At 59.1% G+C, this 24,304-nt stretch carries 22 protein-coding genes and 1 pseudogene; 12 read left to right on the top strand and 11 right to left on the bottom strand.

Going from position 1 to position 24,304, the window contains the following annotated elements; genetic code table 11:
• Positions 1-2 precede the first annotated feature (2 nt).
• The 4 genes from D109_RS0129800 to D109_RS0129780 all read right to left on the bottom strand — a co-directional run bounded on the left by D109_RS0129800 (position 3) and on the right by D109_RS0129780 (position 2,821).
• A complete protein-coding gene (locus D109_RS0129800; protein ID WP_017480137.1) occupies positions 3-611 on the bottom strand; it encodes a phage baseplate assembly protein V in 609 nt (202 codons plus the stop codon).
• Positions 612-614: 3 nt separating this feature from the next.
• On the bottom strand, positions 615-1,130 hold the full coding sequence (locus D109_RS0129795) for a hypothetical protein (RefSeq protein WP_017480136.1): 516 nt from the start codon (positions 1,128-1,130) through the stop codon (positions 615-617).
• A gap of 22 nt (positions 1,131-1,152) precedes the next feature.
• Entirely contained in the window at positions 1,153-1,491 is a 339-nt protein-coding gene (locus D109_RS0129790; protein ID WP_017480135.1) for a phage holin family protein, read from the bottom strand.
• A 595-nt stretch (positions 1,492-2,086) separates the two neighbouring features.
• On the bottom strand, positions 2,087-2,821 hold the full coding sequence (locus tag D109_RS0129780; RefSeq protein ID WP_026078305.1) for an XRE family transcriptional regulator: 735 nt from the start codon (positions 2,819-2,821) through the stop codon (positions 2,087-2,089).
• Between the two features lie 197 nt (positions 2,822-3,018).
• Between D109_RS0129780 and mutS the strand changes: the two genes are divergently transcribed.
• Both mutS and fdxA read left to right on the top strand, forming a co-directional pair.
• Positions 3,019-5,610 (top strand): DNA mismatch repair protein MutS, encoded by a 2,592-nt coding sequence (gene mutS / locus D109_RS0129775; protein WP_026078304.1) that lies wholly within the window; start codon positions 3,019-3,021, stop codon positions 5,608-5,610.
• 142 nt (positions 5,611-5,752) lie between these two features.
• The gene (fdxA, locus tag D109_RS0129770; protein WP_003208688.1) at positions 5,753-6,076 is read left to right on the top strand and encodes a ferredoxin FdxA; all 324 of its coding nucleotides are present in this window, start codon (positions 5,753-5,755) and stop codon (positions 6,074-6,076) included.
• 496 nt (positions 6,077-6,572) lie between these two features.
• Here fdxA and apbC read toward each other — a convergent pair whose 3' ends face one another.
• Positions 6,573-7,667, bottom strand: coding sequence for an iron-sulfur cluster carrier protein ApbC (gene apbC, locus D109_RS0129765; protein WP_017480132.1), 1,095 nt, complete (start codon positions 7,665-7,667; stop codon positions 6,573-6,575).
• Positions 7,668-7,839: 172 nt separating this feature from the next.
• Here apbC and metG point away from each other — a divergent pair, with 172 nt between their 5' ends.
• From metG to D109_RS0129740, 4 genes and pseudogenes are all read left to right on the top strand, one after another.
• Positions 7,840-9,891 (top strand): methionine--tRNA ligase, encoded by a 2,052-nt coding sequence (gene metG / locus D109_RS0129760; protein WP_017480131.1) that lies wholly within the window; start codon positions 7,840-7,842, stop codon positions 9,889-9,891.
• Between the two features lie 124 nt (positions 9,892-10,015).
• Positions 10,016-10,843: pseudogene (rsxB, locus tag D109_RS0129755) on the top strand (electron transport complex subunit RsxB); the annotation flags it as partial.
• 141 nt (positions 10,844-10,984) lie between these two features.
• Complete coding sequence (nth, locus tag D109_RS0129745; protein WP_017480128.1) at positions 10,985-11,623, top strand: endonuclease III; 639 nt, start codon at positions 10,985-10,987, stop codon at positions 11,621-11,623.
• 107 nt (positions 11,624-11,730) lie between these two features.
• Positions 11,731-11,916: a PA3496 family putative envelope integrity protein gene (locus D109_RS0129740; RefSeq protein WP_017480127.1), complete on the top strand. Its 186-nt coding sequence runs from the start codon at positions 11,731-11,733 to the stop codon at positions 11,914-11,916.
• Between the two features lie 71 nt (positions 11,917-11,987).
• Here D109_RS0129740 and D109_RS0129735 read toward each other — a convergent pair whose 3' ends face one another.
• The 3 genes from D109_RS0129735 to D109_RS0129725 form a co-directional block, all read right to left on the bottom strand.
• Positions 11,988-12,620, bottom strand: a complete 633-nt coding sequence (locus D109_RS0129735; RefSeq protein ID WP_017480126.1) for a response regulator transcription factor — start codon at positions 12,618-12,620, stop codon at positions 11,988-11,990.
• Positions 12,621-13,277: 657 nt separating this feature from the next.
• Complete coding sequence (locus tag D109_RS0129730; RefSeq protein WP_003208700.1) at positions 13,278-14,495, bottom strand: argininosuccinate synthase; 1,218 nt, start codon at positions 14,493-14,495, stop codon at positions 13,278-13,280.
• Positions 14,496-14,624: 129 nt separating this feature from the next.
• Positions 14,625-15,533 (bottom strand): OmpA family protein, encoded by a 909-nt coding sequence (locus D109_RS0129725; protein ID WP_017480125.1) that lies wholly within the window; start codon positions 15,531-15,533, stop codon positions 14,625-14,627.
• A 156-nt stretch (positions 15,534-15,689) separates the two neighbouring features.
• On the opposite strand from D109_RS0129725, the gene pyrC reads away from it, so the two are divergent.
• Together pyrC and rnt are read left to right on the top strand one after the other, a co-directional pair.
• Entirely contained in the window at positions 15,690-16,736 is a 1,047-nt protein-coding gene (gene pyrC / locus D109_RS0129720) for a dihydroorotase (protein WP_017480124.1), read from the top strand.
• Entirely contained in the window at positions 16,733-17,410 is a 678-nt protein-coding gene (gene rnt / locus D109_RS0129715) for a ribonuclease T (protein ID WP_003208704.1), read from the top strand. Before pyrC ends, rnt begins: the two co-directional genes overlap by 4 nt.
• Positions 17,411-17,475: 65 nt before the next feature.
• Here the strand turns inward: rnt and D109_RS0129710 are convergent, their stop codons facing one another.
• Positions 17,476-18,078, bottom strand: a complete 603-nt coding sequence (locus D109_RS0129710; RefSeq protein ID WP_003172097.1) for a peroxiredoxin — start codon at positions 18,076-18,078, stop codon at positions 17,476-17,478.
• 244 nt (positions 18,079-18,322) lie between these two features.
• Between D109_RS0129710 and D109_RS0129705 the strand changes: the two genes are divergently transcribed.
• Entirely contained in the window at positions 18,323-18,541 is a 219-nt protein-coding gene (locus D109_RS0129705) for a bacterioferritin-associated ferredoxin (RefSeq protein WP_003208706.1), read from the top strand.
• A gap of 200 nt (positions 18,542-18,741) precedes the next feature.
• Positions 18,742-19,212 carry a bacterioferritin gene (gene bfr / locus D109_RS0129700; protein ID WP_017480123.1) on the top strand — a complete coding sequence of 157 codons (471 nt, stop codon included), beginning with the start codon at positions 18,742-18,744 and terminating at the stop codon, positions 19,210-19,212.
• Between the two features lie 78 nt (positions 19,213-19,290).
• Here bfr and grxD read toward each other — a convergent pair whose 3' ends face one another.
• Both grxD and D109_RS0129690 read right to left on the bottom strand, forming a co-directional pair.
• Positions 19,291-19,629 (bottom strand): Grx4 family monothiol glutaredoxin, encoded by a 339-nt coding sequence (grxD, locus tag D109_RS0129695; RefSeq protein WP_003208710.1) that lies wholly within the window; start codon positions 19,627-19,629, stop codon positions 19,291-19,293.
• 99 nt (positions 19,630-19,728) lie between these two features.
• Complete coding sequence (locus D109_RS0129690) at positions 19,729-21,825, bottom strand: molybdopterin oxidoreductase family protein (protein WP_017480122.1); 2,097 nt, start codon at positions 21,823-21,825, stop codon at positions 19,729-19,731.
• A 444-nt stretch (positions 21,826-22,269) separates the two neighbouring features.
• Between D109_RS0129690 and argF the strand changes: the two genes are divergently transcribed.
• A complete protein-coding gene (gene argF, locus D109_RS0129685) occupies positions 22,270-23,190 on the top strand; it encodes an ornithine carbamoyltransferase (RefSeq protein WP_026078303.1) in 921 nt (306 codons plus the stop codon).
• Positions 23,187-24,296 carry an ABC transporter ATP-binding protein gene (locus D109_RS0129680; protein WP_017480120.1) on the top strand — a complete coding sequence of 370 codons (1,110 nt, stop codon included), beginning with the start codon at positions 23,187-23,189 and terminating at the stop codon, positions 24,294-24,296. The genes argF and D109_RS0129680 overlap by 4 nt, the downstream gene beginning before the upstream one ends.
• Positions 24,297-24,304 lie beyond the last annotated feature (8 nt).

Raw genomic sequence — 24,304 nt, 5'->3', positions numbered from 1 at the left:
TATCAGGGGCTGATGACTCGACCTTGGTGGTCCACCACCGAGCCGCTGAAGTGCGCACCGCCGGCGTCCAGCAACAGGCTTGTACCGCCAACTTGCAGCGTGATGGCCTCGACGCTCATCGTCAGGCTGGCGGTGCCGACCTTGACGTCTACCTGCTCACGGGAACCGATGAACGTAGTCGGGCCGTTGACCCAGTTGAAGGTGTGGCTGGCGTCGTCGTAGTCGCTTTGTGTGCCGTCTTGATGGCGGCGCCGGGTCAGTGTCGGAACGCTTGAGACCGGCGGAAAACGGTCGCTGTTCAAGCCGAATAACGCCACCGATTGTGCCCCGCCCTCCCCGCCGCCGTAGTTGAGCAGCAAGCATTGTTCGCCCACTGACGGGATGCGGGTTTCCGTCTGCGCACCGGCGCTGGGGTTGAAAAAGCGGATCGCCGGCGTGAGCAGTTCACCGTGGCTGACCTTGCAGGTATTGCTGGCGGCGTCGACCTCCTGGCACACGCCGATGCGGCAAAAACTTTCGGCGCGTCGATACAGGTCTTCGAGCTGGCTCTCCATTTCTGCCAGTCGTTCGACGATCGGTCCCAGTTGCATGCGTAACAGCGCGTCGAACATGGGCTACTCCGCCAGCGGCTTGTATTGGTCGGGGTCGTCGATGTTCGAGACTTCCCAAGTGCAGGCGAACAGCGGTTGGCCTGTGGGATCGTTGAGCAGCGGCGGTCCGATATAGAGGGTTTGGGTGAAGCTGACGGTCCAGGTGTCGTAGTCCGTTTCTGCGGTGGTGCCTATTGAGGGCGCAGCGACGATATTGCTCGGCAGGTCGCACTGCTCCTGCGGCAGGTTCCAGCGGTTATCCAGTACCAGGTCCATCAGTTGGCTGGCCAGGTCGCAGGCATCAAAGGGCAAGGCACCCGGAGCTACCATGGCCTTGAGTGAAATCCTCAGGGCGTGGGCCTTGCGCCCTTCGCGGGAGCGAATGCCCGGGCCATTGCCTTCGACCGTGATCAACACGCCGGTGTTATCCGAGGTGCCCTGGAAGTCCTGATGATTGCCGACCTTCAGATTCGGAAAGGCAACGCGCAACGCCTCGTTGATGGCCTGGGGCAGTTGGGAAGGTTTTTCGATGAGTGTCATTTACGTAGCGTCCTTGCAACGGTTACTGCGGGTCCCGGCCTGGGCCTTCGTTGACGCCGATGCGCTTGGCCGCCCAGCGTTCATAAAGGCCGATGGCCACGTCGGCACCGGCCATGGCGGTCAGGCAGCCAATGGCGCCGGCCGTCCAGATCGACATCCCGGCGGCGTAGCACAGCATCAGGGCGGATACCCCGCACACCATGCAGGCCCCGGAACGCAGGGCCAGGCGCCGCACCAGCGACCAACCGCGGGCGCCCTCCTTGTCGGCGCGCCACATTTCTCCGGAGACACCGCCGATCAGGGCCAGTGCGATCACCAACCAGATAGGCATTTCCGCTAACGCTTGCTGCTCGTTTGTCATGTCACGCCTCCTGGCTGAGCATTACCGGCGCAGTGCCGGGTGTTGGGTAATTCCATTTATAGGTAGGCATTCCAAAAAGCCCGGTTGCCCGGGCTTTTCAGTAATGATTTCCTCGAACTTTCGGCGCTACTGGCGCGGTACGGTTCTTTCCTCAATGTTTTTCCGACCACGATCCCTGTCTGCCGGATAACTGCTTCTGGTGCTTTACGCTGCACACCCGGGCCAGTTGCCAACCCTCTGAACCGTTAAGGCCGGTTCATCGCTGCCTGTTCTTGAAGCGGTTTGAAACTAAAGAGCGTCGGCATCCTTGCCGGTGTTGCCTGGCATCCGTGCCATCGCTTCGATGGCGTCCTTGCCGGTGTTGCGTAACGTCCTTGTCTTCCTTGGCAGCATCCTTGCCGCCTCCACCAGACCTTCTTGGCTGGCTTGAGACGAAGAATATGCATGTATGCATATACAGTCAATGCATAAATGCATTTATTTTTGCGGAGCATATGCACGAATGCATTTGCAGCCTTATGGGCAAAGGGTTTGGTGGTTTTGCACGGACGAAAAAAAGCCCGCTCATTGGCGGGCTTTGTCTTACGAAGAAAGGTTAGCGGGCGTACATGCCCCACCAGAAGACGTGACCGAGGATGCTGATCTGCTCTTCCTGGATGTCCTGGAAGCTGTAGTCCTCATCCGGGTGTTCATCGCGGTTGAAGCTGCGCAGGCGAATCCCCGAAGGCAGGCGGTAGAGCTGTTTCACCCGCAGTTGGCCATTGTGATTGATGGCATACAGGTCGCCGTCGACGATGTCACCAATCCCGCACTTGCCGGCGTTGACGCCGACGGTCGCGCCGTCACGCAGCACCGGCAACATACTGTTGCCACGCACCGTGACGCACTTGGCCTGGTCGAACTGCACCCCGTTATGCCGCAGGCTGCGCTTGCCGAATCGCAGGCTGGCCTTCTCGCTTTCCTCGATGACGAATCTTCCTGATCCAGCAGCCAATTCAACCTCGCGCAGAAAGGGGATCGACACCTCGTCATCATTAACGGGCGTGTCGTCGTCCCACAGGCTTATGTCCTTGAGTTCCGAATGCATCGGGTCACGCTCGTCCGCCCGCGCCGACACCAGCCCTGCGCGCCCGCGCAGCTGATCGGTGCTGACCTGAAAGTAATCGGCGATGCGTGAGATGTGCTTGTCCGACGGATCAACGATCTTGCCGCTGAGGATCCGGGACAACGTGGATTGAGGCACGCCGGTACGCCGGTGAAGCTCCGTGGGGGAGATCCGGTCGCGGTCCAGCAGCTCTCTTAAGACGATAGAAACGTTGCGTTTTTGCATAACGCGGATAGTGCAGGCAGTTTTGATGCTTGGCAAATGCTAATTTGCATATTTAATGCATTGATTACCAAGATTTACCTGACCGTTTGTGAACTGCGAAGCCCCGACCTCGCGTGTTAACCTTGCGCCCATTGCAAAAATGCTGGGCCAAGCGCCCCCTTTGCCCCATCACTTTCAACGAATTTGCTAACTATCCAATGAGTAAAAACACTTCCGATCTGTCCTCCCACACCCCGATGATGCAGCAGTACTGGCGCCTGAAAAACCAGCACCCTGATCAGTTGATGTTCTACCGCATGGGCGACTTCTACGAGATCTTCTATGAAGACGCAAAGAAGGCCGCCAAGTTGCTGGACATCACCCTGACCGCGCGCGGGCAGTCGGCCGGGCAGGCGATTCCGATGTGCGGGATTCCTTATCATTCGTTGGAAGGTTACCTGGTCAAGCTGGTGAAGCTGGGCGAGTCGGTGGTGATCTGTGAGCAGATCGGCGACCCGGCCACCAGCAAGGGCCCGGTGGAACGCCAGGTGGTGCGCATCATTACACCGGGGACGGTGAGTGATGAGGCGCTGCTGGATGAGCGTCGCGACAACCTGATCGCGGCGGTGCTGGGGGATGAGCGGCTGTTCGGCCTGGCCGTGCTGGACATCACCAGTGGCAATTTCACGGTGTTGGAAATCAAGGGCTGGGAAAACCTGCTGGCGGAGCTGGAGCGCGTCAACCCGGTGGAGCTGATGATTCCGGATGACTGGCCAAAGGATCTGCCGGCGGAACGTCGCCGCGGGACCAAGCGTCGCGCGCCGTGGGATTTCGAGCGTGATTCGGCGCTGAAAAGCCTTTGCCAGCAATTCTCCGTGCAAGACCTCAAGGGTTTTGGCTGCGAAACCCTGACCCTCGCTATCGGCGCCGCCGGTTGCCTGCTCAGCTATGCCAAGGAAACCCAACGCACGGCCCTGCCGCATTTGCGCAGCCTGCGTCATGAACGTCTGGACGACACCGTGGTGCTCGATGGCGCCAGCCGTCGCAACCTGGAACTGGACACCAACCTGGCGGGCGGTCGCGACAACACCCTGCAATCGGTGGTCGACCGTTGCCAGACCGCCATGGGCAGCCGCTTGCTGACGCGCTGGTTGAACCGTCCGCTGCGGGACTTGACGGTGCTGCAAGCCCGTCAAACCTCTATTACGTGCCTGCTGGATCAATACCGCTTTGAAAAGCTGCAACCGCAGCTCAAGGAAATCGGGGATATCGAGCGGATTCTGGCGCGGATCGGCCTGCGCAACGCGCGGCCCCGCGACCTGGCACGCCTGCGGGATGCCCTCGGCGCCCTGCCGCAACTGCAAGCAGCGATGACCGAACTGGAAGCTCCGCACCTGCAGCAGCTTGCCGTCACCACCAGCACCTACCCGGACCTGGCGGCGCTGCTGGAAAAAGCCATCATCGACAATCCGCCCGCGATCATCCGTGACGGTGGCGTCTTGAAGACCGGTTACGACACCGAGCTGGACGAACTGCAATCCCTGAGCGAGAACGCCGGGCAGTTCCTGATCGATCTGGAAGCCCGCGAAAAAGCCCGCACCGGCCTGGCCAACCTGAAAGTCGGCTACAACCGCGTGCACGGCTACTTTATCGAGTTGCCGAGCAAGCAGGCGGAGCAGGCGCCGATCGATTACCAGCGGCGCCAGACCCTCAAGGGTGCCGAGCGCTTTATTACCCCGGAACTTAAAGAGTTCGAAGACAAGGCACTATCGGCCAAAAGCCGCGCCCTGGCTCGGGAGAAGATGCTCTACGAGGCCTTGCTCGAAGACTTGATCGGCAAGCTGGCACCACTCCAGGACACCGCCGCCGCCCTGGCCGAGCTGGACGTGCTGAGCAACCTGGCCGAGCGCGCCCTGAACCTTGACCTGAACTGCCCGCGTTTTGTCAGCGAGCCGTGCATGCGCATCGTGCAAGGTCGCCACCCGGTGGTGGAGCAGGTTCTGACCACGCCGTTCGTCGCCAACGATCTGTCGCTGGACGACGACACCCGCATGCTGGTGATCACTGGTCCGAACATGGGCGGTAAATCCACCTACATGCGTCAGACCGCATTGATCGTACTGCTGGCCCATATCGGCAGCTTCGTGCCGGCGGCCAGTTGCGAACTGTCCCTGGTGGACCGCATCTTCACCCGGATCGGCTCCAGCGATGACCTGGCCGGTGGCCGTTCGACCTTTATGGTGGAAATGAGCGAAACCGCCAACATCCTGCACAACGCCACCGAACGCAGCCTGGTGCTGATGGACGAAGTGGGCCGCGGCACCAGTACCTTCGACGGCCTGTCCCTGGCCTGGGCGGCGGCCGAGCGATTGGCGCATCTGCGGGCGTATACGCTATTTGCAACGCACTATTTCGAGCTGACGGTGTTGCCGGAAAACGAGCCGCTGGTGGCCAACGTGCACCTCAATGCCACCGAGCACAACGAGCGCATCGTGTTCCTGCACCACGTGCTGCCCGGCCCGGCAAGCCAGAGTTACGGGCTGGCCGTGGCACAACTGGCCGGCGTACCCGCCGAGGTGATTACCCGTGCCCGCGAACACCTGAGCCGCCTGGAAGAAACCGCCCTGCCCCACGAGATTCCCGTGGCCAGCCCGGCCAAAGCCAGCAGCAAACCCAGCGCGCCACACCAGAGCGACATGTTCGCCAGCCTGCCTCATCCGGTGCTGGATGAACTGGCTAAGCTTGACGTGGACGACTTGACCCCGCGAAAAGCGCTCGAAATGTTATATGCACTGAAGACTCGGATATAACGCAGACGCGTGCAAGCTGGTAGACTCTCGCGCGGTTTGGGATGCTGCGGGCTTTTAGCCTGGCCTGCAGACTATCGCTCCCGAACCTCGCGAGCCCTGCCACAAAGGGTTTCGCTGCCGCCGCCTGAGGAGAAAATTAGAAATGACCTTCGTCGTCACCGACAACTGCATCAAGTGCAAGTACACCGACTGCGTAGAAGTGTGTCCGGTGGACTGCTTTTACGAAGGCCCGAACTTCCTGGTCATCCACCCGGACGAGTGCATTGACTGCGCCCTGTGTGAGCCAGAATGCCCGGCCGTCGCGATTTTCTCCGAGGACGAAGTCCCGGCAGAGATGCAGGAATTTATTCAGTTGAACGTTGAGCTGGCGGAAATCTGGCCGAATATCACTGAGCGCAAAGACCCGATGCCGGATGCGGCGGAGTGGGATGGCAAAAAAGGCAAGATTGCAGACCTCGAGCGCTGATAGCCTCGATGCCCTCAAAAAGGCCCCTTGCGGGCCTTTTTGCATTTCTGCGGGACGGGTTTCACTTTTCTACAGGCAAAAAAAAGGGGCGGTATGACCCGCCCACATTTTTTCCCTAGTCCCTGTGTTCCTTTTCATCATCCTGATGAATCGCATCCTGCGAGGTTCCCTGAGTCATCGTTCCGTGATGACCGTGTCAATCCGTGGACACAGGGCTGATCTTAGAGAGTTCCCGGGGAAGTTCAACGGGATCCAAATCGCGAAACCACAGGGTTGTACGCTCGATCAATAAAAAATAATTGTTATATTTCAATCAGATAGAAATATAGGCGATCAATTCAAGACGTCCGTACCGGCGAAAAAACCCAAACGCTTACGAAAAAGTAAGCGAATGCTTACACCAGCAATTACGTAAAAGGGTAACAAGAGAACCCTGAGTGTTCGCCAGGCAAGAAAAAGCCCCGACACAGTCGAGGCTTCTTTCTCGTCAGGTGGATCAGTCGTCGCTGACAGTGATGGTCGGCATCGCCTGAGCCTCAGCTTCCTGGAGTACGATCCGCGCCCCTACGTGACGGGCCAGCTCCTGGTAGACCATGGCAATCTGGCCATCGGGCTCGGCAACCACGGTCGGCTTGCCACCGTCAGCCTGCTCTCGAATCCCCATGGACAGCGGCAACGACGCCAGCAGTTCAACCCCGTACTGGATCGCCAGCTTCTCGCCGCCGCCTTCACCGAACAGATGCTCGGCGTGGCCGCAGTTGGAGCAGATGTGCACCGCCATGTTCTCCACGACGCCCAGCACCGGGATATTGACCTTGCGGAACATCTCCACGCCTTTGCGAGCATCCAGCAGCGCCAGGTCCTGCGGCGTAGTGACGATCACCGCGCCGGCCACCGGCACTTTCTGCGCCAGGGTCAGCTGGATATCACCGGTGCCTGGTGGCATATCGATCACCAGGTAGTCCAGGTTGCCCCAGTCGGTCTGGGTGACCAGTTGCAGCAACGCGCCGGAAACCATCGGGCCGCGCCAGACCATCGGCGTGTTGTCGTCGGTCAGGAAGGCCATGGACATCACTTCCACGCCATGGGACTCAATCGGCACGAACCATTTCTGATCTTTGATCTTCGGCCGGGTGCCTTCCGCGATACCGAACATCACACCCTGGCTCGGGCCATAGATGTCAGCGTCGAGAATCCCGACGCGCGCGCCTTCGCGGGCCAGGGCCAGGGCCAGGTTGGCGGCGGTGGTGGATTTGCCCACGCCGCCCTTGCCGGAGGCCACGGCCACCACGTTCTTGACGTTGGCCAGGCCCGGGATCTGCGCCTGGGCCTTGTGCGCGGCGATCAAGCACTGGATATCGACTTTGGCCGAGCTGACGCCGTCCAGGCCTTCGATGGCCATTTGCAGCATCTGCGCCCAGCCGCTCTTGAACAGCCCGGCGGCATAGCCCAGCTCAAGCTGGACCGAAACCTTGTCACCCTGCACGTCGATGGCGCGTACGCACCCGGCGCTGACCGGGTCCTGGTTCAGGTAGGGGTCGGTGTATTGGCGAAGAACGGCTTCCACCGCTGCGCGATTGACGGCGCTCATGGGCTACTCCCGAAAAAAGACTGACTAAAACAGGCGGCTATCCTAACCGTTCCAGCGTCTTAGCGGCACGCTTTCGGCCGTCGGGAAACTCCTGAAACAGCTGCACGGGGTGAAATAAATTTCCCGGCGCTTTATAGTGGCCGACCTCCGTTTCATCAAGTAGCCGAGCCCCATGTCCGAGCCACGCAAGATCCTCGTCACCAGCGCCCTGCCCTATGCCAATGGTTCTATCCACCTTGGCCATATGCTTGAGTACATCCAGACCGATATGTGGGTGCGCTTCCAGAAGCATCGCGGCAATCAATGCATTTATGTCTGCGCGGACGACGCCCACGGTTCGGCCATCATGTTGCGCGCCGAGAAGGAAGGGATCACCCCGGAACAACTGATCGCCAATGTCCAGGCTGAACACAGCGCCGACTTTGCCGAGTTCCTGGTGGACTTCGATAACTTCCACTCGACCCACTCCGAAGAAAACCGCGAGCTGTCGAGCCAGATCTACCTGCGCCTCAAGGACGCCGGGCACATTGCCACGCGTTCGATCACCCAGTATTTCGACCCGGAAAAGAAAATGTTCCTGGCCGACCGCTTCATCAAGGGCACTTGCCCGAAATGCGGCACTGAGGATCAGTACGGCGACAACTGCGAGAAATGCGGCGCCACCTATGCGCCTACCGACCTGAAGGATCCGAAGTCGGCCATCTCTGGCGCTACCCCGGTGCTCAAGGATTCCCAGCACTTCTTCTTCAAGCTCCCGGATTTTCAGCAGATGCTGCAAACCTGGACCCGCAGCGGCACCCTGCAGGACGCCGTGGCGAACAAGATCGCCGAATGGCTGGACGCCGGCCTGCAGCAGTGGGACATCTCCCGCGATGCGCCGTACTTCGGTTTTGAAATCCCGGGTGAGCCAGGCAAGTACTTCTACGTATGGCTGGACGCGCCGATTGGCTACATGGCCAGCTTCAAGAACCTGTGCGACCGCACGCCGGAGCTGGACTTCGACGCGTTCTGGGCCAAGGACTCCACTGCCGAGCTGTATCACTTCATCGGCAAGGATATCGTCAACTTCCACGCACTGTTCTGGCCGGCGATGCTCGAAGGTTCGGGCTACCGCAAGCCGACCGGCATCGCGGTTCACGGCTACCTGACGGTCAATGGCCAGAAGATGTCCAAGTCCCGTGGCACCTTTATCAAGGCGCGCACCTACCTGGACCACCTGTCGCCGGAATACCTGCGCTACTACTACGCGTCCAAACTGGGCCGTGGCGTCGACGACCTGGACCTGAACCTGGAAGACTTCGTACAGAAGGTCAACTCGGATCTGGTGGGCAAAGTCGTCAACATCGCCAGCCGTTGCGCCGGGTTTATCCACAAGGGCAACGCCGGTGTGCTGGTGGCGGAAAACGCCGCGCCGGAGCTGACCGACGCGTTCCTGGCCGCTGCCCCGAGCATCGCCGACGCCTATGAAGCCCGCGACTTTGCCCGCGCCATGCGCGAGATCATGGGCCTGGCCGACCGTGCCAACGCCTGGATCGCCGACAAGGCGCCGTGGTCGCTGAACAAACAGGAAGGCAAGCAAGCTGAAGTCCAGGCCATCTGCGCCACGGGCGTCAACCTGTTCCGCCAGTTGGTGATATTCCTCAAGCCGGTACTGCCACTGCTGGCGGCCGACGCCGAGGCGTTCCTCAACGTGCCGCCGCTGACCTGGAACGATCACGCGACCTTGCTCAGCAACCATCAGTTGAATGAGTTCAAGCCGCTGATGACCCGTATCGATCCGGTAAAAGTCCAGGCCATGACCGATGCTTCGAAAGAAGACCTCGAGGCCAGCAAGACTGATACCGGCGATGCGGCACCTGCGGGCAATGGTGAGCTGGCGAAAGATCCACTGTCGCCAGAAATCGACTTCGACGCCTTCGCTGCGGTGGACCTGCGGGTGGCCCTGATCATCAAGGCCGAAGCCGTGGAAGGCGCTGACAAGCTGCTGCGCCTGACCCTGGACATCGGTGACGAGCAACGCAACGTGTTCTCCGGGATCAAGAGTGCCTATCCGGATCCGTCCAAACTCGATGGTCGCCTGACCATGATGATCGCCAACCTCAAGCCACGGAAAATGAAGTTCGGTATCTCCGAGGGCATGGTGATGGCGGCCGGCCCTGGCGGTGAAGAGATCTACCTGTTGAGCCCGGACAGCGGCGCCAAGCCGGGTCAGCGCATCAAGTAACAACGGCTGACTGCCTCATGGTCTCGGCCATGGGGCGGTTTCAGCTGGTCCCCCCTCCTCGCTTGCCGGATAATCGGATTCTGTTTGCTGTCGGCCCGTTGCCGGCCGTGGCTTTTCCGGGTTCCAACGCAATGATCAAACCATGAGCCTGATTCAACGTATCGACGCCCTGCTGCCGCAAACCCAATGTGGCAAATGTGGGCATCCTGGCTGCAAGCCCTACGCAGAAGGCATTGCCCAAGGCGAGGCGATCAACAAGTGCCCTCCGGGCGGCCAGGAAACCATCGCAGGCCTGGCGCAACTGTTGAAGCTCCCGGTGCTGGAACTGGACACATCCCGAGGCGACGCGCCCGCGCAGATCGCGTTTATCCGTGAAGCGGAGTGCATCGGCTGTACCAAATGCATCCAGGCCTGCCCGGTGGACGCCATCGTCGGTGCTGCCAAATTGATGCACACGGTGATTATCGACGAGTGCACGGGCTGCGACCTGTGTGTGGCACCTTGCCCGGTTGATTGTATCGAAATGCGTCCATTGACCACGGTGGTGCCGATTGTCGGCGGGCTGGCCTCCAGTGATCACGAGCGCCAGGCACGCAGCCTCAAGCGCGATCGGGCCAGGCGGCGGTTTGAACAGCGCAACGCGCGGCTGCAACGCGAAGAGGAACAGAAACTCGCCGAACGCCTGGCACGCACCAAGCGCGCCGCCCCGGTGACTGCAGCCTCGGAGAACCCGGTCCAGGCCGCCATTGAGCGGGTTCGCGCACAAAAAGCCGCCGCGATGGACGCTGCCTTGAAGAAGGCCAAGATCAATCTGGCCATGAGCCGTGCCCAATTGCACAAATCCCTGAAAGCTTTCGGCCACCCGCCGACCTTTGAACAGCAGTCGCAGTTGATCGTCCTGCAAGAGCATTTCGAAACAGCCGAGCAGGCGCTTGCGGCCTTGGCGGCGTCCGATGCCCGCACTTGAACACCTTGAGCACCGGCCGCACGTGATGAAGCGTGTACTGCTGGTGCCCGCCGCGTTTATCCTGCTCGGGTTATTGGGCCCGCTTTTCGTAACCACACTGACTGTCTGCAAGGAACCGCTCGCCCCATGAACGCCGCAAAACGCCTGGAAATTTTCCGCCGGCTTCACGAAGACAACCCGGAACCGAAAACCGAACTGGCCTATTCCTCGCCGTTCGAGCTGCTGATCGCCGTGATTCTTTCGGCCCAGTCCACAGACGTCGGCGTCAACAAGGCCACTGCCAAGTTGTATCCCATAGCCAATACTCCGGAGGCGATCTACGCGCTCGGGGTTGAAGGGTTGTCTGAGTACATCAAGACCATCGGCCTGTACAACAGCAAGGCGAAGAATGTCATCGAGACCTGTCGGCTGCTGGTGGAGTTGCACGGCAGCGAAGTGCCGCAGACTCGGGAGGCCCTTGAAGCGCTTCCAGGCGTAGGTCGCAAAACCGCCAACGTGGTGCTCAACACGGCATTTCGCCAACTGACCATGGCGGTGGACACACACATCTTTCGGGTCAGCAACCGCACAGGGATTGCCCGCGGAAAGAACGTGGTGGAGGTGGAAAAACAATTGATGAAGTTTGTGCCCAAGCCCTATCTGCTGGATTCACATCACTGGCTGATCCTTCACGGACGCTATGTCTGCCAAGCTCGCAAGCCGCGCTGTGGCAGTTGCCGCATCGAAGACCTGTGTGAATACAAGGAAAAGACTTCCGACGATTGAGCCATCATTGCTTTTATTGATGAGTCGATTGAAAAAATCTTTTTTACCAGGCTCTAGATTATCGTTATAAGGAGCGCCAACGGCAGTCTTAGCCTGGAGTTAACCTTATGAGCACTGGCAAAGAACAACTGGATGTAGAAGACGACGTTGTTGGCGCTGAATCCGACGATGAGGCAGCAGAAACACCGGTAGAGGTGGCCAAGACCAATTTGAGCAAGCGCCGCACCATCGACAATCTTCTGGAAGAGCGGCGCCTGCAAAAACAGTTGGCCGATTACGACTTCGATCTCTAATCGACCCAACGAAAAACAGAAGCCTCCCTTACGGAGGCTTTTTTCTGACTGCATGTAAGTGTGCGGCCGGCCTACACCAACCCGTTGCGCTGGGCCAGCTCGATCAAGTCCACCAGGGAGCGTGCGTTGAGCTTGAGCAGCAAGCGCGTCTTGTAAGTGCTCACGGTTTTATTGCTCAGGAACATGCCATCGGCGATCTCCTTGTTGGTTTTACCGCGGGCCAGTTGCTGCAGCACCATCATCTCCCGGCCGGACAAGCGCTCGACCATGTCCGCTTCGCTGGCGTTCCCCATTGTGGAGCGCACCGAGTTCAGCGCCTGATTGGGGAAGTAGCTGTACCCACACAGCACCGCCTTGACCGCGCTCAATAGCTCGGTGAGGTCCTGCTGTTTGCACACGTAGCCAGCGGCGCCCGCCTGCATGCACCGCATGGAGAAATGCCCGGGCGCCTGGGACGTCAGCACCAGCACCTTGAAGGGATGGGCCTGTTTGGTAGATGACAGCCGGCATATAACTTCCAGGCCATCGAGTTTGGGAATTCCAATATCCAGTATGACTATGTCCGGCATATGCTCCCGTGCAAGTTGCAAGGCATCGACACCGTTATCGGCCTCGGCAACGACCTCATAACTATGACGTTCCATTAGCATACGCACAGCAAGACGAATGACGGGATGATCATCCACGATCAGCACTTTATTCATGGGCAAGTCCAATTTCGCTGTTCGAATTATTAAGAGCAAGCACAATAGCCTAGTCGTTTCCCGCTTGGCATAGCGCTCCCCCCCAAGCAACAGCAAGCAGAGACCCAACCCACAAAGACATAGGATTTAACCTACAAAAAAACGCCAGTGTGGAGGTATGCAGTTTTGTTGAGGCTTTCAGAACTTTCCGAGTACAAACATATTTTGAGTGAAAATTCCCAGGATTACGGGGGGGCGGGGTAAACGTGCCGCACACAAGTTTCAGGAAATGCCCCTTGTGTCTTATGAGAAGACCTGTGAACACGGGCTGAAAGGCACTTTCTAAAAGTTCCATTCGACATAATTAATAACGCTCCATAAATCCTACAGGCATGTCAGCATCTGACATGTTCGCGGTACATTTCTGAGTGAAATTTCTGTAGTACATAGTTCCTGCACACAAGAAAAAAACCCACTTTCAACAATGCACCACTTATCGAGCGAAATTAATAAACATTGCCCCCGTAAAAGCATAAACACTCCACACCACCGCCTTAGGCACATGGCTTTTTTGAACTGAACAATAAACACTGCATCGACCCTAAGGATTCCAGGTGTATTTCCAGCCCAAAAAAAATGGCCCCTAACGGGGCCATTTTTCATTGCAACTTAAAACACTCAGAACAACTTGCGACCTTTGTTGGCCGCAATGCGCATGCGCAATGCGTTCAGCTTGATGAAGCCTGCCGCGTCTGCCTGGTTGTAGGCGCCGCCATCTTCTTCGAAGGTGGCGATATTGGCATCGAACAGCGACTCGTCGGACTTGCGACCGGTGACGATCACGTTGCCCTTGTACAGTTTCAGGCGCACAACGCCGTTCACGTGGACCTGGGAAGCGTCGATCATCTGTTGCAGCATCAGACGCTCCGGGCTCCACCAGTAGCCGGTGTAGATCAGGCTGGCGTACTTGGGCATCAGCTCGTCTTTGAGGTGAGCCACTTCACGGTCCAGGGTGATGGACTCGATGGCGCGGTGAGCGCGCAGCATGATGGTGCCGCCCGGGGTCTCGTAGCAACCACGGGACTTCATGCCCACGTAACGGTTCTCGACGATGTCGAGGCGGCCAATACCGTGTTCGCCACCGATACGGTTCAGGGTCGCCAAGACGGTGGCCGGCGTCATTTCGACGCCGTCCAGCGCGACGATGTCGCCGTTGCGGTAGGTCAATTCCAGATACTGGGCCTTGTCAGGAGCGTTCTCCGGGGAGACGGTCCATTTCCACATGTCTTCTTCGTGCTCGGTCCACGTATCTTCCAGCACGCCGCCTTCATAGGAGATGTGCAGCAAGTTGGCGTCCATGGAGTACGGGGACTTCTTCTTGCCGTGACGCTCGATCGGGATGGCGTGCTTTTCAGCGTAGTCCATCAGCTTTTCACGGGACAGCAGGTCCCATTCACGCCACGGAGCAATCACTTTTACGCCAGGCTTCAAGGCATAGGCGCCCAGTTCGAAACGCACTTGGTCGTTGCCCTTGCCGGTGGCGCCATGGGAAATGGCGTCAGCGCCGGTTTCGTTGGCGATTTCGATCAGGCGCTTGGCGATCAGCGGACGTGCGATGGAAGTACCCAGCAGGTACTCGCCTTCGTAGACGGTGTTGGCGCGAAACATCGGGAAAACGAAATCGCGGACGAACTCTTCGCGCAGGTCGTCAATGTAGATCTCTTTCACGCCCATGGCTTGCGCCTTGGCACGTGCAGGTTCGACCTCTTCGCCCTGACCCAGGTCAGCGGTGAAGGTCACCACTTCACAGTTATAAGTATCCTGCAGCCACTTGAGGATCACCGAAGTGTCCAGGCCGCCGGAATACGCGAGAACGACCTTGTTTACGTCGGCCATGCCATCACTCCACGGGGTTGTACGGAAAGGCGTCGATTCTACCGACCAAAACCGTGAAATTACAGAGGCGCGACAGCAAATGAAGATAAAGCGACAGATTATGTCGAGCGAGCGACGAAACGCCGCACCTTATGAGGTGGCGGCGGCGTTACCTGGCGCTTTGGCTTGGGGCGCCGGTTTTTCGGGGGCTGCCACCCGTTCAAGTTGAATATTCACCCGACGGTTTTTCGCCCGGTTGGCCGGGTTGGTGTTCGGCGCCAACGGGTAGCTTTCACCATGAAAACGCAGGGTGATCTGCGACTCATCGATGCCATTGGCCTTGAAGTAGTCCATCACCGCCAAGGCGCGGCGCCGGGAGACATCACGATTGGTCAGGCGATTGCCACTGTTGTCGGAGTGGCCGTTCAACTCGATGTGGTTAACCGTCGGATCGGCTTTCATGAACTCGAGAATCACCGAGAGCTTTTTCTTGGCCGCCGCGTCCAGTTCGATTCCGCCCCCCGGGAAGCCCACCTCGGTCTGTTTGACCTGCTCGAAATTCATCGGCAGCAATTTGGCGGTGCACAACTGATAGTCGTTGTAGGCCTTGTTGAACTTCACCGGCAACAGGCGAATCTCGGAGTATCCACCTTCGCGCCCATAGTGCCGCACCGTCGGGCTACGACCTTCGAGCAAGCCGGTGAACAAGCGCCCGGCCTGGGCCTGGGAGCTGTTAAACAACACATCACCATTGCCGACGCGCACCGCGCCGAGGTTGATATCACCACGCCCCGGCTGCCAGGGCGCAGCGGCCGCCAGCAGGGTTGCGGAACCGGCACCCAACGAACCATTAAAGGCTTTCAGACGAAACGTCGCCTGCTCGCCGGCCCGGCGCACGAACTCGCCCGAGCCGAAATCGGTGATCGGCTGGCTCAAGCGGCACTCGAATTTATCGCCCTCCACTTTCCACTCAATATTCTCCAGACGTGTCTGGAACGTGAGGGCCATCGCGGGCAGGCTGGCGAACACACTGAGCAGGGCTAGATAATGCTGGCGCACGGGAGGCTCCACTGGTTTCTACAACACATCAAGGCGTCATACATCGTTAAGGCATACCCAGGGATATCGGTCGTATCCTGCAAAACTTGATAGCGAGTGCCTGCAAGAGTCTTTTCCGGTAGCATTCCCACCAGATTGACCCGCCTGGAATCCCCAATGTCCGACCGCCTGACCCTGCTGCGTCCCGACGACTGGCATATTCATCTTCGCGATGGTGCTGCGTTGCCCCAAACCGTGGCTGATGTAGCGCGCACGTTTGGCCGCGCCATCATCATGCCTAACCTGGTACCTCCGGTGCGTAACGCCGCGGAAGCCGATGCCTATCGCCAGCGCATCCTCGCTGCACGACCGGCCGGCAGCCGCTTCGAACCGTTGATGGTGCTGTACCTGACCGACCGCACCCAGCCCGCAGAAATTCGCCAGGCTAAAGCCAGTGGTTTCGTGTACGCCGCCAAGCTGTACCCGGCCGGAGCGACCACCAACTCCGATTCCGGCGTCACCAGTATCGACAAGATCCTGCCGGCCATCGAAGCCATGGCGGAAGTGGGCATGCCGTTGCTGATCCACGGTGAAGTCACCCGTGGCGATGTCGACGTATTCGATCGTGAAAAGATCTTCATCGACGAGCACATGCGTCGTGTGGTCGAGTTGTTCCCGACCCTGAAGGTCGTGTTCGAACACATCACCACCGCCGACGCCGTGCAGTTCGTCACCGAGGCTTCGGGCAACGTCGGCGCGACCATCACCGCGCATCACCTGCTGTACAACCGCAACCACATGCTGGTGGGCGGGATTCGGCCGCACTTCTATTGCCTGCCGATTCTCAAGCGCAACACTCACCAGGTAGCGCTGCTTGATGCCGCCACCAGTGGCAACGAGAAGTTTTTCCTCGGTACCGACTCCGCGCCTCACGCTCAACACGCTAAGGAAGCCGCGTGTGGTTGTGCCGGTTGCTACACCGCGTATGCGGCGATCGAGTTGTATGCCGAAGCGTTCGAACAACGTAACGCCCTGGACAAGCTTGAAGGGTTCGCCAGCCTCAACGGCCCGCGTTTCTATGGCCTGCCGGCGAATACCGACCGCATTACCCTGGTCCGTGAAGACTGGACCGCCCCCACCAGCCTGCCGTTTGGCGAGCTGACCGTTATCCCGCTGCGCGCCGGTGAAACACTGCGCTGGCGCCTGCTGGAGGAACACCCGTGAGTGAAGACCATTACGACGACGACCAGGAACACGGCGGCGGTGGTGGCGGTTCCCGTCACCCGATGGCCGAGCGTTTCCGTGGCTACCTGCCGGTTGTCATCGACGTAGAAACCGGCGGTTTCAATTGCGCCACTGACGCATTGCTGGAAATCGCCGCTACGACCATCGGCATGGACGAACAGGGTTTTGTGTTCCCGGAACACACCCACTTCTTCCGCGTCGAGCCGTTCGAAGGCGCCAACATCGAAGCGGCTGCCCTGGAGTTCACCGGGATCAAGCTCGATCACCCGTTGCGCATGGCTGTCAGTGAAGAAGCAGCGTTGACCGACATCTTCCGTGGTGTGCGCAAGGCCTTGAAGGCCAATGGCTGCAAACGCGCGATCCTGGTGGGTCACAACAGCAGCTTCGACCTGGGCTTCCTCAACGCCGCCGTGGCGCGCCTGGACATGAAGCGCAACCCGTTTCACCCGTTCTCCAGTTTCGACACTGCGACCCTTGCTGGCTTGGCCTATGGCCAGACTGTGCTGGCAAAAGCCTGCCAGGCTGCCGGTATCGACTTCGACGGTCGTGAGGCCCACTCGGCCCGCTATGACACCGAGAAGACCGCCGAGCTGTTCTGCGGCATCGTCAACCGCTGGAAACAGATGGGCGGCTGGGAAGACTTCGGCGACTGAAGCCGAATCCCGCGCATAAAAAAACCGGCCTTCTCAGGCCGGTTTTTTTGTGCCGCGAATCTGGCTTACAGCTTGCCAGCGTTCTCGGTCAGGTAAGCCGCAACGCCTTCTGGCGAAGCGTTCATGCCTTTGTCGCCTTTTTTCCAGTTAGCAGGGCACACTTCGCCGTGCTCTTCGTGGAATTGCAGAGCGTCGACCAGACGGATCAGCTCTTCCATGTTACGGCCCAGCGGCAGGTCGTTGATGATCTGCGAGCGCACAACGCCCTTGTCGTCGATCAGGAACGCGCCACGGAAAGCCACGCCGCCTTCGGACTCAACGTCGTAGGCCTTGGCGATGTCGTGCTTCATGTCGGCTGCCATGGTGTATTTGACTTTGCCGATGCCGCCATCATTGATGGCGGTGTTGCGCCAGGCGTTGTGGGTGAAATGGGAGTCGATGGAAACGGCTACCACTTCTACGTTACGGGCCTTGAAATCGTCCATGCGGTGATCCAGGGCGATCAGCTCCGAAGGGCAGACGAAGGTGAAGTCCAGCGGGTAGAAGAACACCAGGCCGTATTTGCCTTTGATGGCTTCAGACAGTTTGAAGCTGTCTACGATTTCGCCATTGCCGAGGACGGCTGGGACGTCGAAATCCGGGGCTTGTTTGCCGACGAGTACGCTCATTGGGTATCTCCTGATGGTGGTGACTTGAAGTAAAAGGATCCCTTCCAGTGTGCCGTGGGTAAACGACAGCCCTGTGACGGGATCACGCTTCGTGAAGACCGGCCATCATACACGGCTCAGGAAAAAACCGTTCGTCAGTGGGCGATCAATCTGTTTCAAACAAGCAAGAAACTACTTTGACAATCATTCTCGTTAACATTAAGATCCGTCGCACTTAAGCCTTAAACCGCGATGGTTCTCCCTTATGTATGTCTGCCTCTGCACTGGCGTCACCGACGGACAAATCCGCGAAGCAATCTATGAAGGTTGCTGCAGCTACAAGGAAGTACGTGAAACCACCGGCGTCGCCAGCCAATGCGGCAAATGCGCCTGCCTCGCCAAGCAAGTGGTACGGGAAACCCTGACGCAGCTGCAAACTGCCCAGGCGGCGATCCCCTACTCAGCAGAATTTACACACGCCTGATGGGTGTGTTTTAAAGAACCGGACTTAGTGTCCGGTTTTTTTATGCCCGGAATTCAAACAGTTAGCGCCAAGACGCGGAACACAAACATTCTTATTCCGATTAATTTTCATTTATTATTCAATAACTTAGGTTTGACAGTAGTAAATGCGCAGCTCAAACTCCGCCTTATATACAGCTAATACAGGGCAGGACCCCAATCATGAAAGGCGACATTACAGTCATCCAGCAACTCAACAAAATCCTTGCCAATGAACTGGTCGCGATCAATCAGTACTTCCTGCATGCACGCATGTATGACGATTGGGGCCTGGAAAAGCTGGGCAAGCGTGAATACAAAGAATCCATCAAGGCCATGAAGGACGCCGATGCGCTGATCAAGCGCATCCTGTTCCTGGAAGGCCTGCCGAACGTGCAGGACCTGGGCAAGCTGAACATCGGCGAGCACACCCAGGAAATGATCAACTGCGACCTGAACTTCGAACGCAAGAGCCACACCGACCTCAAGGCCGCCATTGCTCATTGCGAAATCAAGAGCGACTTCGGCAGCCGCGAACTGCTGGAAGATATCCTTGAAGACCAGGAAGAACACATCGACTGGCTGGAAACCCAGATCGGCCTGATCGACAAAGTGACTATCGAGAATTACCTGCAATCGCAGATGGGTGAATAACCCTTTAATTACCGGCCACTAAAAAGCCCCGCTCTCTTTCGAGAAGCGGGGCTTTTTATTGCCGCAGCCTGGAAAAAATCAGGCTTCGGTTTTCGCCGCAGCTTTGGCCGCTGCGTCTTTGATCAGTGCCTGCAACGAACCATCAGCCGCCATTTCGGTAATGATGTCGCTACCGCCGACCAGCTCACCGGCAACCCACAGCTGTGGGAAAGTTGGCCAGTTGGCGTACTTCGGCAGGTTGGCGCGGATTTCCGGGTTCTGCAGGATATCCACGTAGGCGAACTTCTCGCCACATTGCATGATTGCCTGGGAAGCCTTTGCGGAGAAGCCACACTGAGGCGCGTTAGGTGCGCCCTTCATGTAAAGCAGAATAGTGTTGTTGGCAATCTGCTCTTTGATCGTTTCGATGATATCCATGGAACACCTCGGCTGGAACTTTCCGACTCATGGGTCGGCACGGTGGCGCATTGTAACGCAAAGCCTAGCGTGACGCTCGGACTCCCCGACAGACAATCTTTACGCCGCCTCGACCTGCACCGGCACGCCGTTCAACGCCGCATTGCCCGACAGCTCATCCAATTGCCGCTCATCCGTCAGGTCATTCGCACTCGCTCCCGGCTGCCCGCTGGCGATGGTCATCTGTACGCCCGGGCGACCGTGCCCCCAGCCATGGGGCAGGCTGACCACGCCGGGCATCATGTCGAGACTGGCCAATACCTCGACTTCGATCATGCCGATCCGAGAACTGACCCGCACCCGTTGCCCGTCACTCAACTTGCGATGGGCCAGGTCATCGGGATGCATCAGCAACTGATGACGGGGCTTGCCCTTCACCAACCGATGGTAGTTATGCATCCACGAGTTGTTGCTGCGCACATGGCGACGGCCGATCAGCAACAACTCATTCAGCCCAGGCACTGGTTGCGCGGCAAAACGCGCCAAGTCTGCGATGATCACCGGCGGCGCAGCCTGCAAATGGCCGTTGGCGGTTTTCATGCGGCCCGCCAGGTTGGGCTTCAGCGGCCCAAGGTCTAGACCGTGGGGATAATCAGCCAGCGCGGCAATGGACAAGGTATCGCCATAAGGTCCGGCGCGCAGCCCGAAATCGATCATCTGCGCCGGCGGCATGGTCGGTTTGAGTGCATTACCCGTCTTCGCGGCAAAAGCCTGGGCCAGGCCGACGAAGATTTCCCAGTCATGCAACGCGCCGTCAGGCTTTGGCAGGATGGCGCGATTGAAGCGGGTGACGTTGCGCACCGCGAACATATTGAAGGTGGTGTCGTAGTGATCGTTTTCCAGTGCCGAGGTAGACGGCAGGATCAGGTCGGCATAGCGCGTGGTTTCGTTGATATACAGGTCGATGCTGACCATGAACTCCAGGCCATCCAGCGCCTGTTCCAACTGCCGGCCGTTAGGCGTGGAGAGCACCGGATTCCCTGCCACAGTCACCAACGCACGGATTTGTCCTTCGCCCTCGGTGAGCATTTCTTCGGCCAGTGCCGACACCGGCAGCTCGCCACCGTACTCCGGTCGCCCGGAAACCCGGCTCTGCCAGCGATTGAAGTGCCCGCCGGAGGTGGAAGCCACCAGGTCGACTGCCGGCGTGGTGCACAAGGCGCCGCCCACTCGGTCCAGATTGCCCGTCACCAGGTTGATCAACTGCACCAGCCAATGGCACAGCGTGCCAAACGCCTGGGTCGACACGCCCATGCGGCCATAACACACCGCTGTGTCGGCCGCCGCGAAGTCCCGCGCCAACTGGCGGATCTGCTCGGCGGGCACCGCGCATTGACGACTCATCGCTTCGGCGGTGAACCCCGCCACGGCCTGGCGCACTTCATCCAGGCCATCGACCGGCAGATGACTGTCACGGATCAGGTTCTCGGCAAACAGCGTATTAAGCAAACCGAACAACAACGCCGCATCGCCGCCCGGGCGCACAAACAGATGTTGGTCGGCAATCGCCGCCGTCTCGCTGCGCCGCGGATCAACCACCACGACTTTGCCGCCCCTGGCCTGGATGGCCTTCAGGCGCTTTTCCACATCCGGCACGGTCATGATGCTGCCGTTGGACGCCAGCGGGTTGCCGCCGAGGATCAGCATGAAGTCGGTATGGTCGATGTCCGGGATCGGCAGCAACAGGCCGTGCCCATACATCAGGTGACTGGTCAGGTGGTGGGGCAATTGATCCACCGACGTGGCGGAAAAGCGATTGCGGGTCTTGAGCTGGCCCAGGAAGTAATTGCTGTGGGTCATCAGGCCATAGTTGTGCACGCTCGGATTGCCCTGGTACACCGCCACCGCATTCTGCCCGTGGCGTGCCTGGATGCCCGACAGGCGCTCGGCTACAAGCGTAAAGGCGTCTTCCCACGGGATTGGCTGCCATTCACTGCCCACCCGCAACATGGGCTGGTGCAGGCGGTCCGGGTCGTTCTGGATATCCTGCAGGGCCACGGCCTTGGGGCAGATATGGCCACGGCTGAACGTGTCCAGCGGGTCGCCCTTGATCGAAGTGATCGCCAGGCTCCCGTCTTCACCCTGGGTAGTTTCCAGTGTCAGGCCGCAGATGGCTTCGCACAGATGGCAGGCACGGTGGTGGAGAGTCTTGGTCATGGCCAGTCTCTTTATTGTGGGCTGAGCGCTTCGGACGAAAACTATGGCCCGCCGCCGGCAGCAGCGCCAGCAACGTTCGTCGTGTGAATCCAACGGCATCAGGCCGGGTCATGAGGAAACATCATGAAATGTTTCAGCGCCCTCCGGCAGCCCTCTGAAACCGACGCGCCCCGGCCTGCGCCCGCCTTCTCGCATTGCAATGTGGCGCAGCGCCAGTGTACAAATGACCCGCTGCTGTCAGGAAACAGGCTTCAAAAGCGCCCTCCCCGCGTCCTTGAACTCCCCTAAAAACTGTAGCCCTATTGGTAAGACGCGACATTTAATTATAAGATCGCGCCTTCCCCTATTTCGTCGCCCCGTGCGGCTTTCGCCGCAGGTCTCGCCCGTTTTCAAAATAAACAAGGCTTTGAGTATCTGCGGTCTGTTGCAAAAAGGTAGTTAATGATGAGCGCAAGGCACTTTCTCTCCCTGATGGATTGCACGCCCGAAGAGCTGGTCAGCGTGCTCCGTCGAGGCATTGAGCTTAAAGACCTGCGTAACCGCGGCGTACTGTTCGAGCCTTTGAAAAACCGCGTGCTCGGGATGATTTTCGAGAAGTCGTCCACCCGCACACGTGTGTCTTTCGAAGCCGGCATGATTCAGCTCGGCGGCCAGGCTATCTTCCTGTCACCTCGCGATACTCAACTGGGCCGTGGCGAGCCGATCAGCGACTGCGCGATCGTGATGTCGAGCATGCTGGATGCGGTGATGATCCGTACCTTCGCCCACAGCACCCTGACCGAATTTGCCGCCAACTCCCGTGTGCCCGTGATCAACGGCCTGTCCGATGACCTGCACCCGTGCCAGTTGCTGGCCGACATGCAAACCTTCCTCGAACAGCGCGGCTCGATCCAAGGCAAGACCGCGGCCTGGATCGGTGATGGCAACAACATGTGCAACAGCTATATAGAGGCGGCGATCCAGTTCGACTTCCAATTGCGCGTTGCCTGCCCCGAAGGCTATGAGCCGGACGCAAAATTCCTGGCCCAGGCCGGCGACCGCGTGACCATCGTCCGCGACCCGCGTGAGGCCGTCATCGGCGCGCACCTGGTGAGCACCGACGTCTGGACCTCCATGGGCCAGGAAGAAGAAACCGCCAAGCGCCTCAAGCTGTTCGCACCGTTCCAGGTCAACCGCGCACTGCTCGACCTGGCCGCGCCGGACGCGCTGTTCATGCACTGCCTACCGGCCCACCGTGGCGAAGAAATCAGCCTCGACCTGCTGGACGACCCACGTTCGGTGGCCTGGGCCCAGGCAGAAAACCGCCTGCACGCGCAAAAAGCCCTGCTGGAGTTTTTGGTTGCGCCGGCGTACCGCCCTGCATGAGCCAGCCTTTACTGCTGAACCTACGCAATCTGGCATGCGGTTATCAGGACCAACGGGTGGTGCAGAACCTTAACCTGCACCTCAACGCCGGTGACATCGGTTGCTTGCTGGGCTCCTCGGGCTGCGGCAAGACCACCACCCTGCGAGCGATTGCCGGCTTTGAGCCGGTGCACGAAGGTGAGATCAGCCTGGCGGGCGAAGTCATCTCCAGCGCCGGTTTCACACTGGCCCCGGAGAAACGTCGGATCGGCATGGTGTTCCAGGACTACGCGCTGTTTCCACACCTCAGCGTGGCCGACAACATCGCCTTCGGTATTCGCAAGCACCCGCAAAAAGAGCGGGTGGTCGCCGAATTGCTGGAGCTGGTGAACCTGAAGAACCTCGGCAAGCGCTTCCCCCATGAGCTTTCCGGCGGCCAGCAACAGCGCGTCGCCCTGGCCCGCGCCTTGGCGCCGGAACCACAACTGTTGCTGCTGGACGAACCCTTCTCCAACCTCGACGGCGAACTGCGGCGCAAGCTCAGCCATGAAGTGCGCGACATTCTCAAGGCCCGGGGCACCAGTGCAATTCTGGTGACCCATGACCAGGAAGAAGCCTTCGCGGTGAGTGACCATGTCGGCGTGTTCAAGGAAGGTCGCCTGGAGCAGTGGGATACGCCCTACAACCTGTACCACGAGCCACTGACACCCTTTGTCGCCAGCTTTATTGGCCAGGGTTACTTCATTCGCGGGCAGTTGAACACGCCGGAATCGGTCACCACCGAACTGGGCGAATTGCGCGGGAATCGTGCCTATACCTGGCCCACCGGCGGCGCGGTGGATGTGTTGTTGCGCCCGGACGACATCGTTTATGCGCCGGACAGCACTTTGAAAGCGCGGATTGTCGGCAAGACGTTCCTCGGGGCTTCGACCCTGTATCGCCTGCAGTTGCCTACAGGTGCGCAGCTGGAATCGATCTTCCCCAGCCACGCCGATCACTTGGTCGGTGCCGATGTGGGTATTCGCGTAGCGGCCGAGCACCTGGTTCTGTTCCAGGCCTCGGGCAGCACAGCGGCGCACATTCCCTACGTCGAATCAGGCGTTCGCCGCTACAGCACCGCCACCTGACCTCAGCG

Source organism: Pseudomonas sp. PAMC 26793 (assembly GCF_000313235.1).
Taxonomy (GTDB): Bacteria; Pseudomonadota; Gammaproteobacteria; order Pseudomonadales; family Pseudomonadaceae; genus Aquipseudomonas; species Aquipseudomonas yamanorum.
Note: the sequence above shows the minus strand (reverse complement) of the source record. Positions and strands in the feature narration are given on the sequence as shown.

What these genes read in the sequence shown, in the direction of transcription:
- D109_RS0129800 (WP_017480137.1), bottom strand. Translation starts at nt 611, where the DNA reads ATGTTCGACGCGCTGTTACGCATGCAACTGGGACCGATCGTCGAACGA.
- D109_RS0129795 (WP_017480136.1), bottom strand. Translation starts at nt 1,130, where the DNA reads ATGACACTCATCGAAAAACCTTCCCAACTGCCCCAGGCCATCAACGAG.
- D109_RS0129790 (WP_017480135.1), bottom strand. Translation starts at nt 1,491, where the DNA reads ATGACAAACGAGCAGCAAGCGTTAGCGGAAATGCCTATCTGGTTGGTG.
- D109_RS0129780 (WP_026078305.1), bottom strand. Translation starts at nt 2,821, where the DNA reads ATGCAAAAACGCAACGTTTCTATCGTCTTAAGAGAGCTGCTGGACCGC.
- mutS (WP_026078304.1), top strand. Translation starts at nt 3,019, where the DNA reads ATGAGTAAAAACACTTCCGATCTGTCCTCCCACACCCCGATGATGCAG.
- fdxA (WP_003208688.1), top strand. Translation starts at nt 5,753, where the DNA reads ATGACCTTCGTCGTCACCGACAACTGCATCAAGTGCAAGTACACCGAC.
- apbC (WP_017480132.1), bottom strand. Translation starts at nt 7,667, where the DNA reads ATGAGCGCCGTCAATCGCGCAGCGGTGGAAGCCGTTCTTCGCCAATAC.
- metG (WP_017480131.1), top strand. Translation starts at nt 7,840, where the DNA reads ATGTCCGAGCCACGCAAGATCCTCGTCACCAGCGCCCTGCCCTATGCC.
- nth (WP_017480128.1), top strand. Translation starts at nt 10,985, where the DNA reads ATGAACGCCGCAAAACGCCTGGAAATTTTCCGCCGGCTTCACGAAGAC.
- D109_RS0129740 (WP_017480127.1), top strand. Translation starts at nt 11,731, where the DNA reads ATGAGCACTGGCAAAGAACAACTGGATGTAGAAGACGACGTTGTTGGC.
- D109_RS0129735 (WP_017480126.1), bottom strand. Translation starts at nt 12,620, where the DNA reads ATGAATAAAGTGCTGATCGTGGATGATCATCCCGTCATTCGTCTTGCT.
- D109_RS0129730 (WP_003208700.1), bottom strand. Translation starts at nt 14,495, where the DNA reads ATGGCCGACGTAAACAAGGTCGTTCTCGCGTATTCCGGCGGCCTGGAC.
- pyrC (WP_017480124.1), top strand. Translation starts at nt 15,690, where the DNA reads ATGTCCGACCGCCTGACCCTGCTGCGTCCCGACGACTGGCATATTCAT.
- D109_RS0129710 (WP_003172097.1), bottom strand. Translation starts at nt 18,078, where the DNA reads ATGAGCGTACTCGTCGGCAAACAAGCCCCGGATTTCGACGTCCCAGCC.
- D109_RS0129705 (WP_003208706.1), top strand. Translation starts at nt 18,323, where the DNA reads ATGTATGTCTGCCTCTGCACTGGCGTCACCGACGGACAAATCCGCGAA.
- bfr (WP_017480123.1), top strand. Translation starts at nt 18,742, where the DNA reads ATGAAAGGCGACATTACAGTCATCCAGCAACTCAACAAAATCCTTGCC.
- grxD (WP_003208710.1), bottom strand. Translation starts at nt 19,629, where the DNA reads ATGGATATCATCGAAACGATCAAAGAGCAGATTGCCAACAACACTATT.
- D109_RS0129690 (WP_017480122.1), bottom strand. Translation starts at nt 21,825, where the DNA reads ATGACCAAGACTCTCCACCACCGTGCCTGCCATCTGTGCGAAGCCATC.
- argF (WP_026078303.1), top strand. Translation starts at nt 22,270, where the DNA reads ATGAGCGCAAGGCACTTTCTCTCCCTGATGGATTGCACGCCCGAAGAG.
- D109_RS0129680 (WP_017480120.1), top strand. Translation starts at nt 23,187, where the DNA reads ATGAGCCAGCCTTTACTGCTGAACCTACGCAATCTGGCATGCGGTTAT.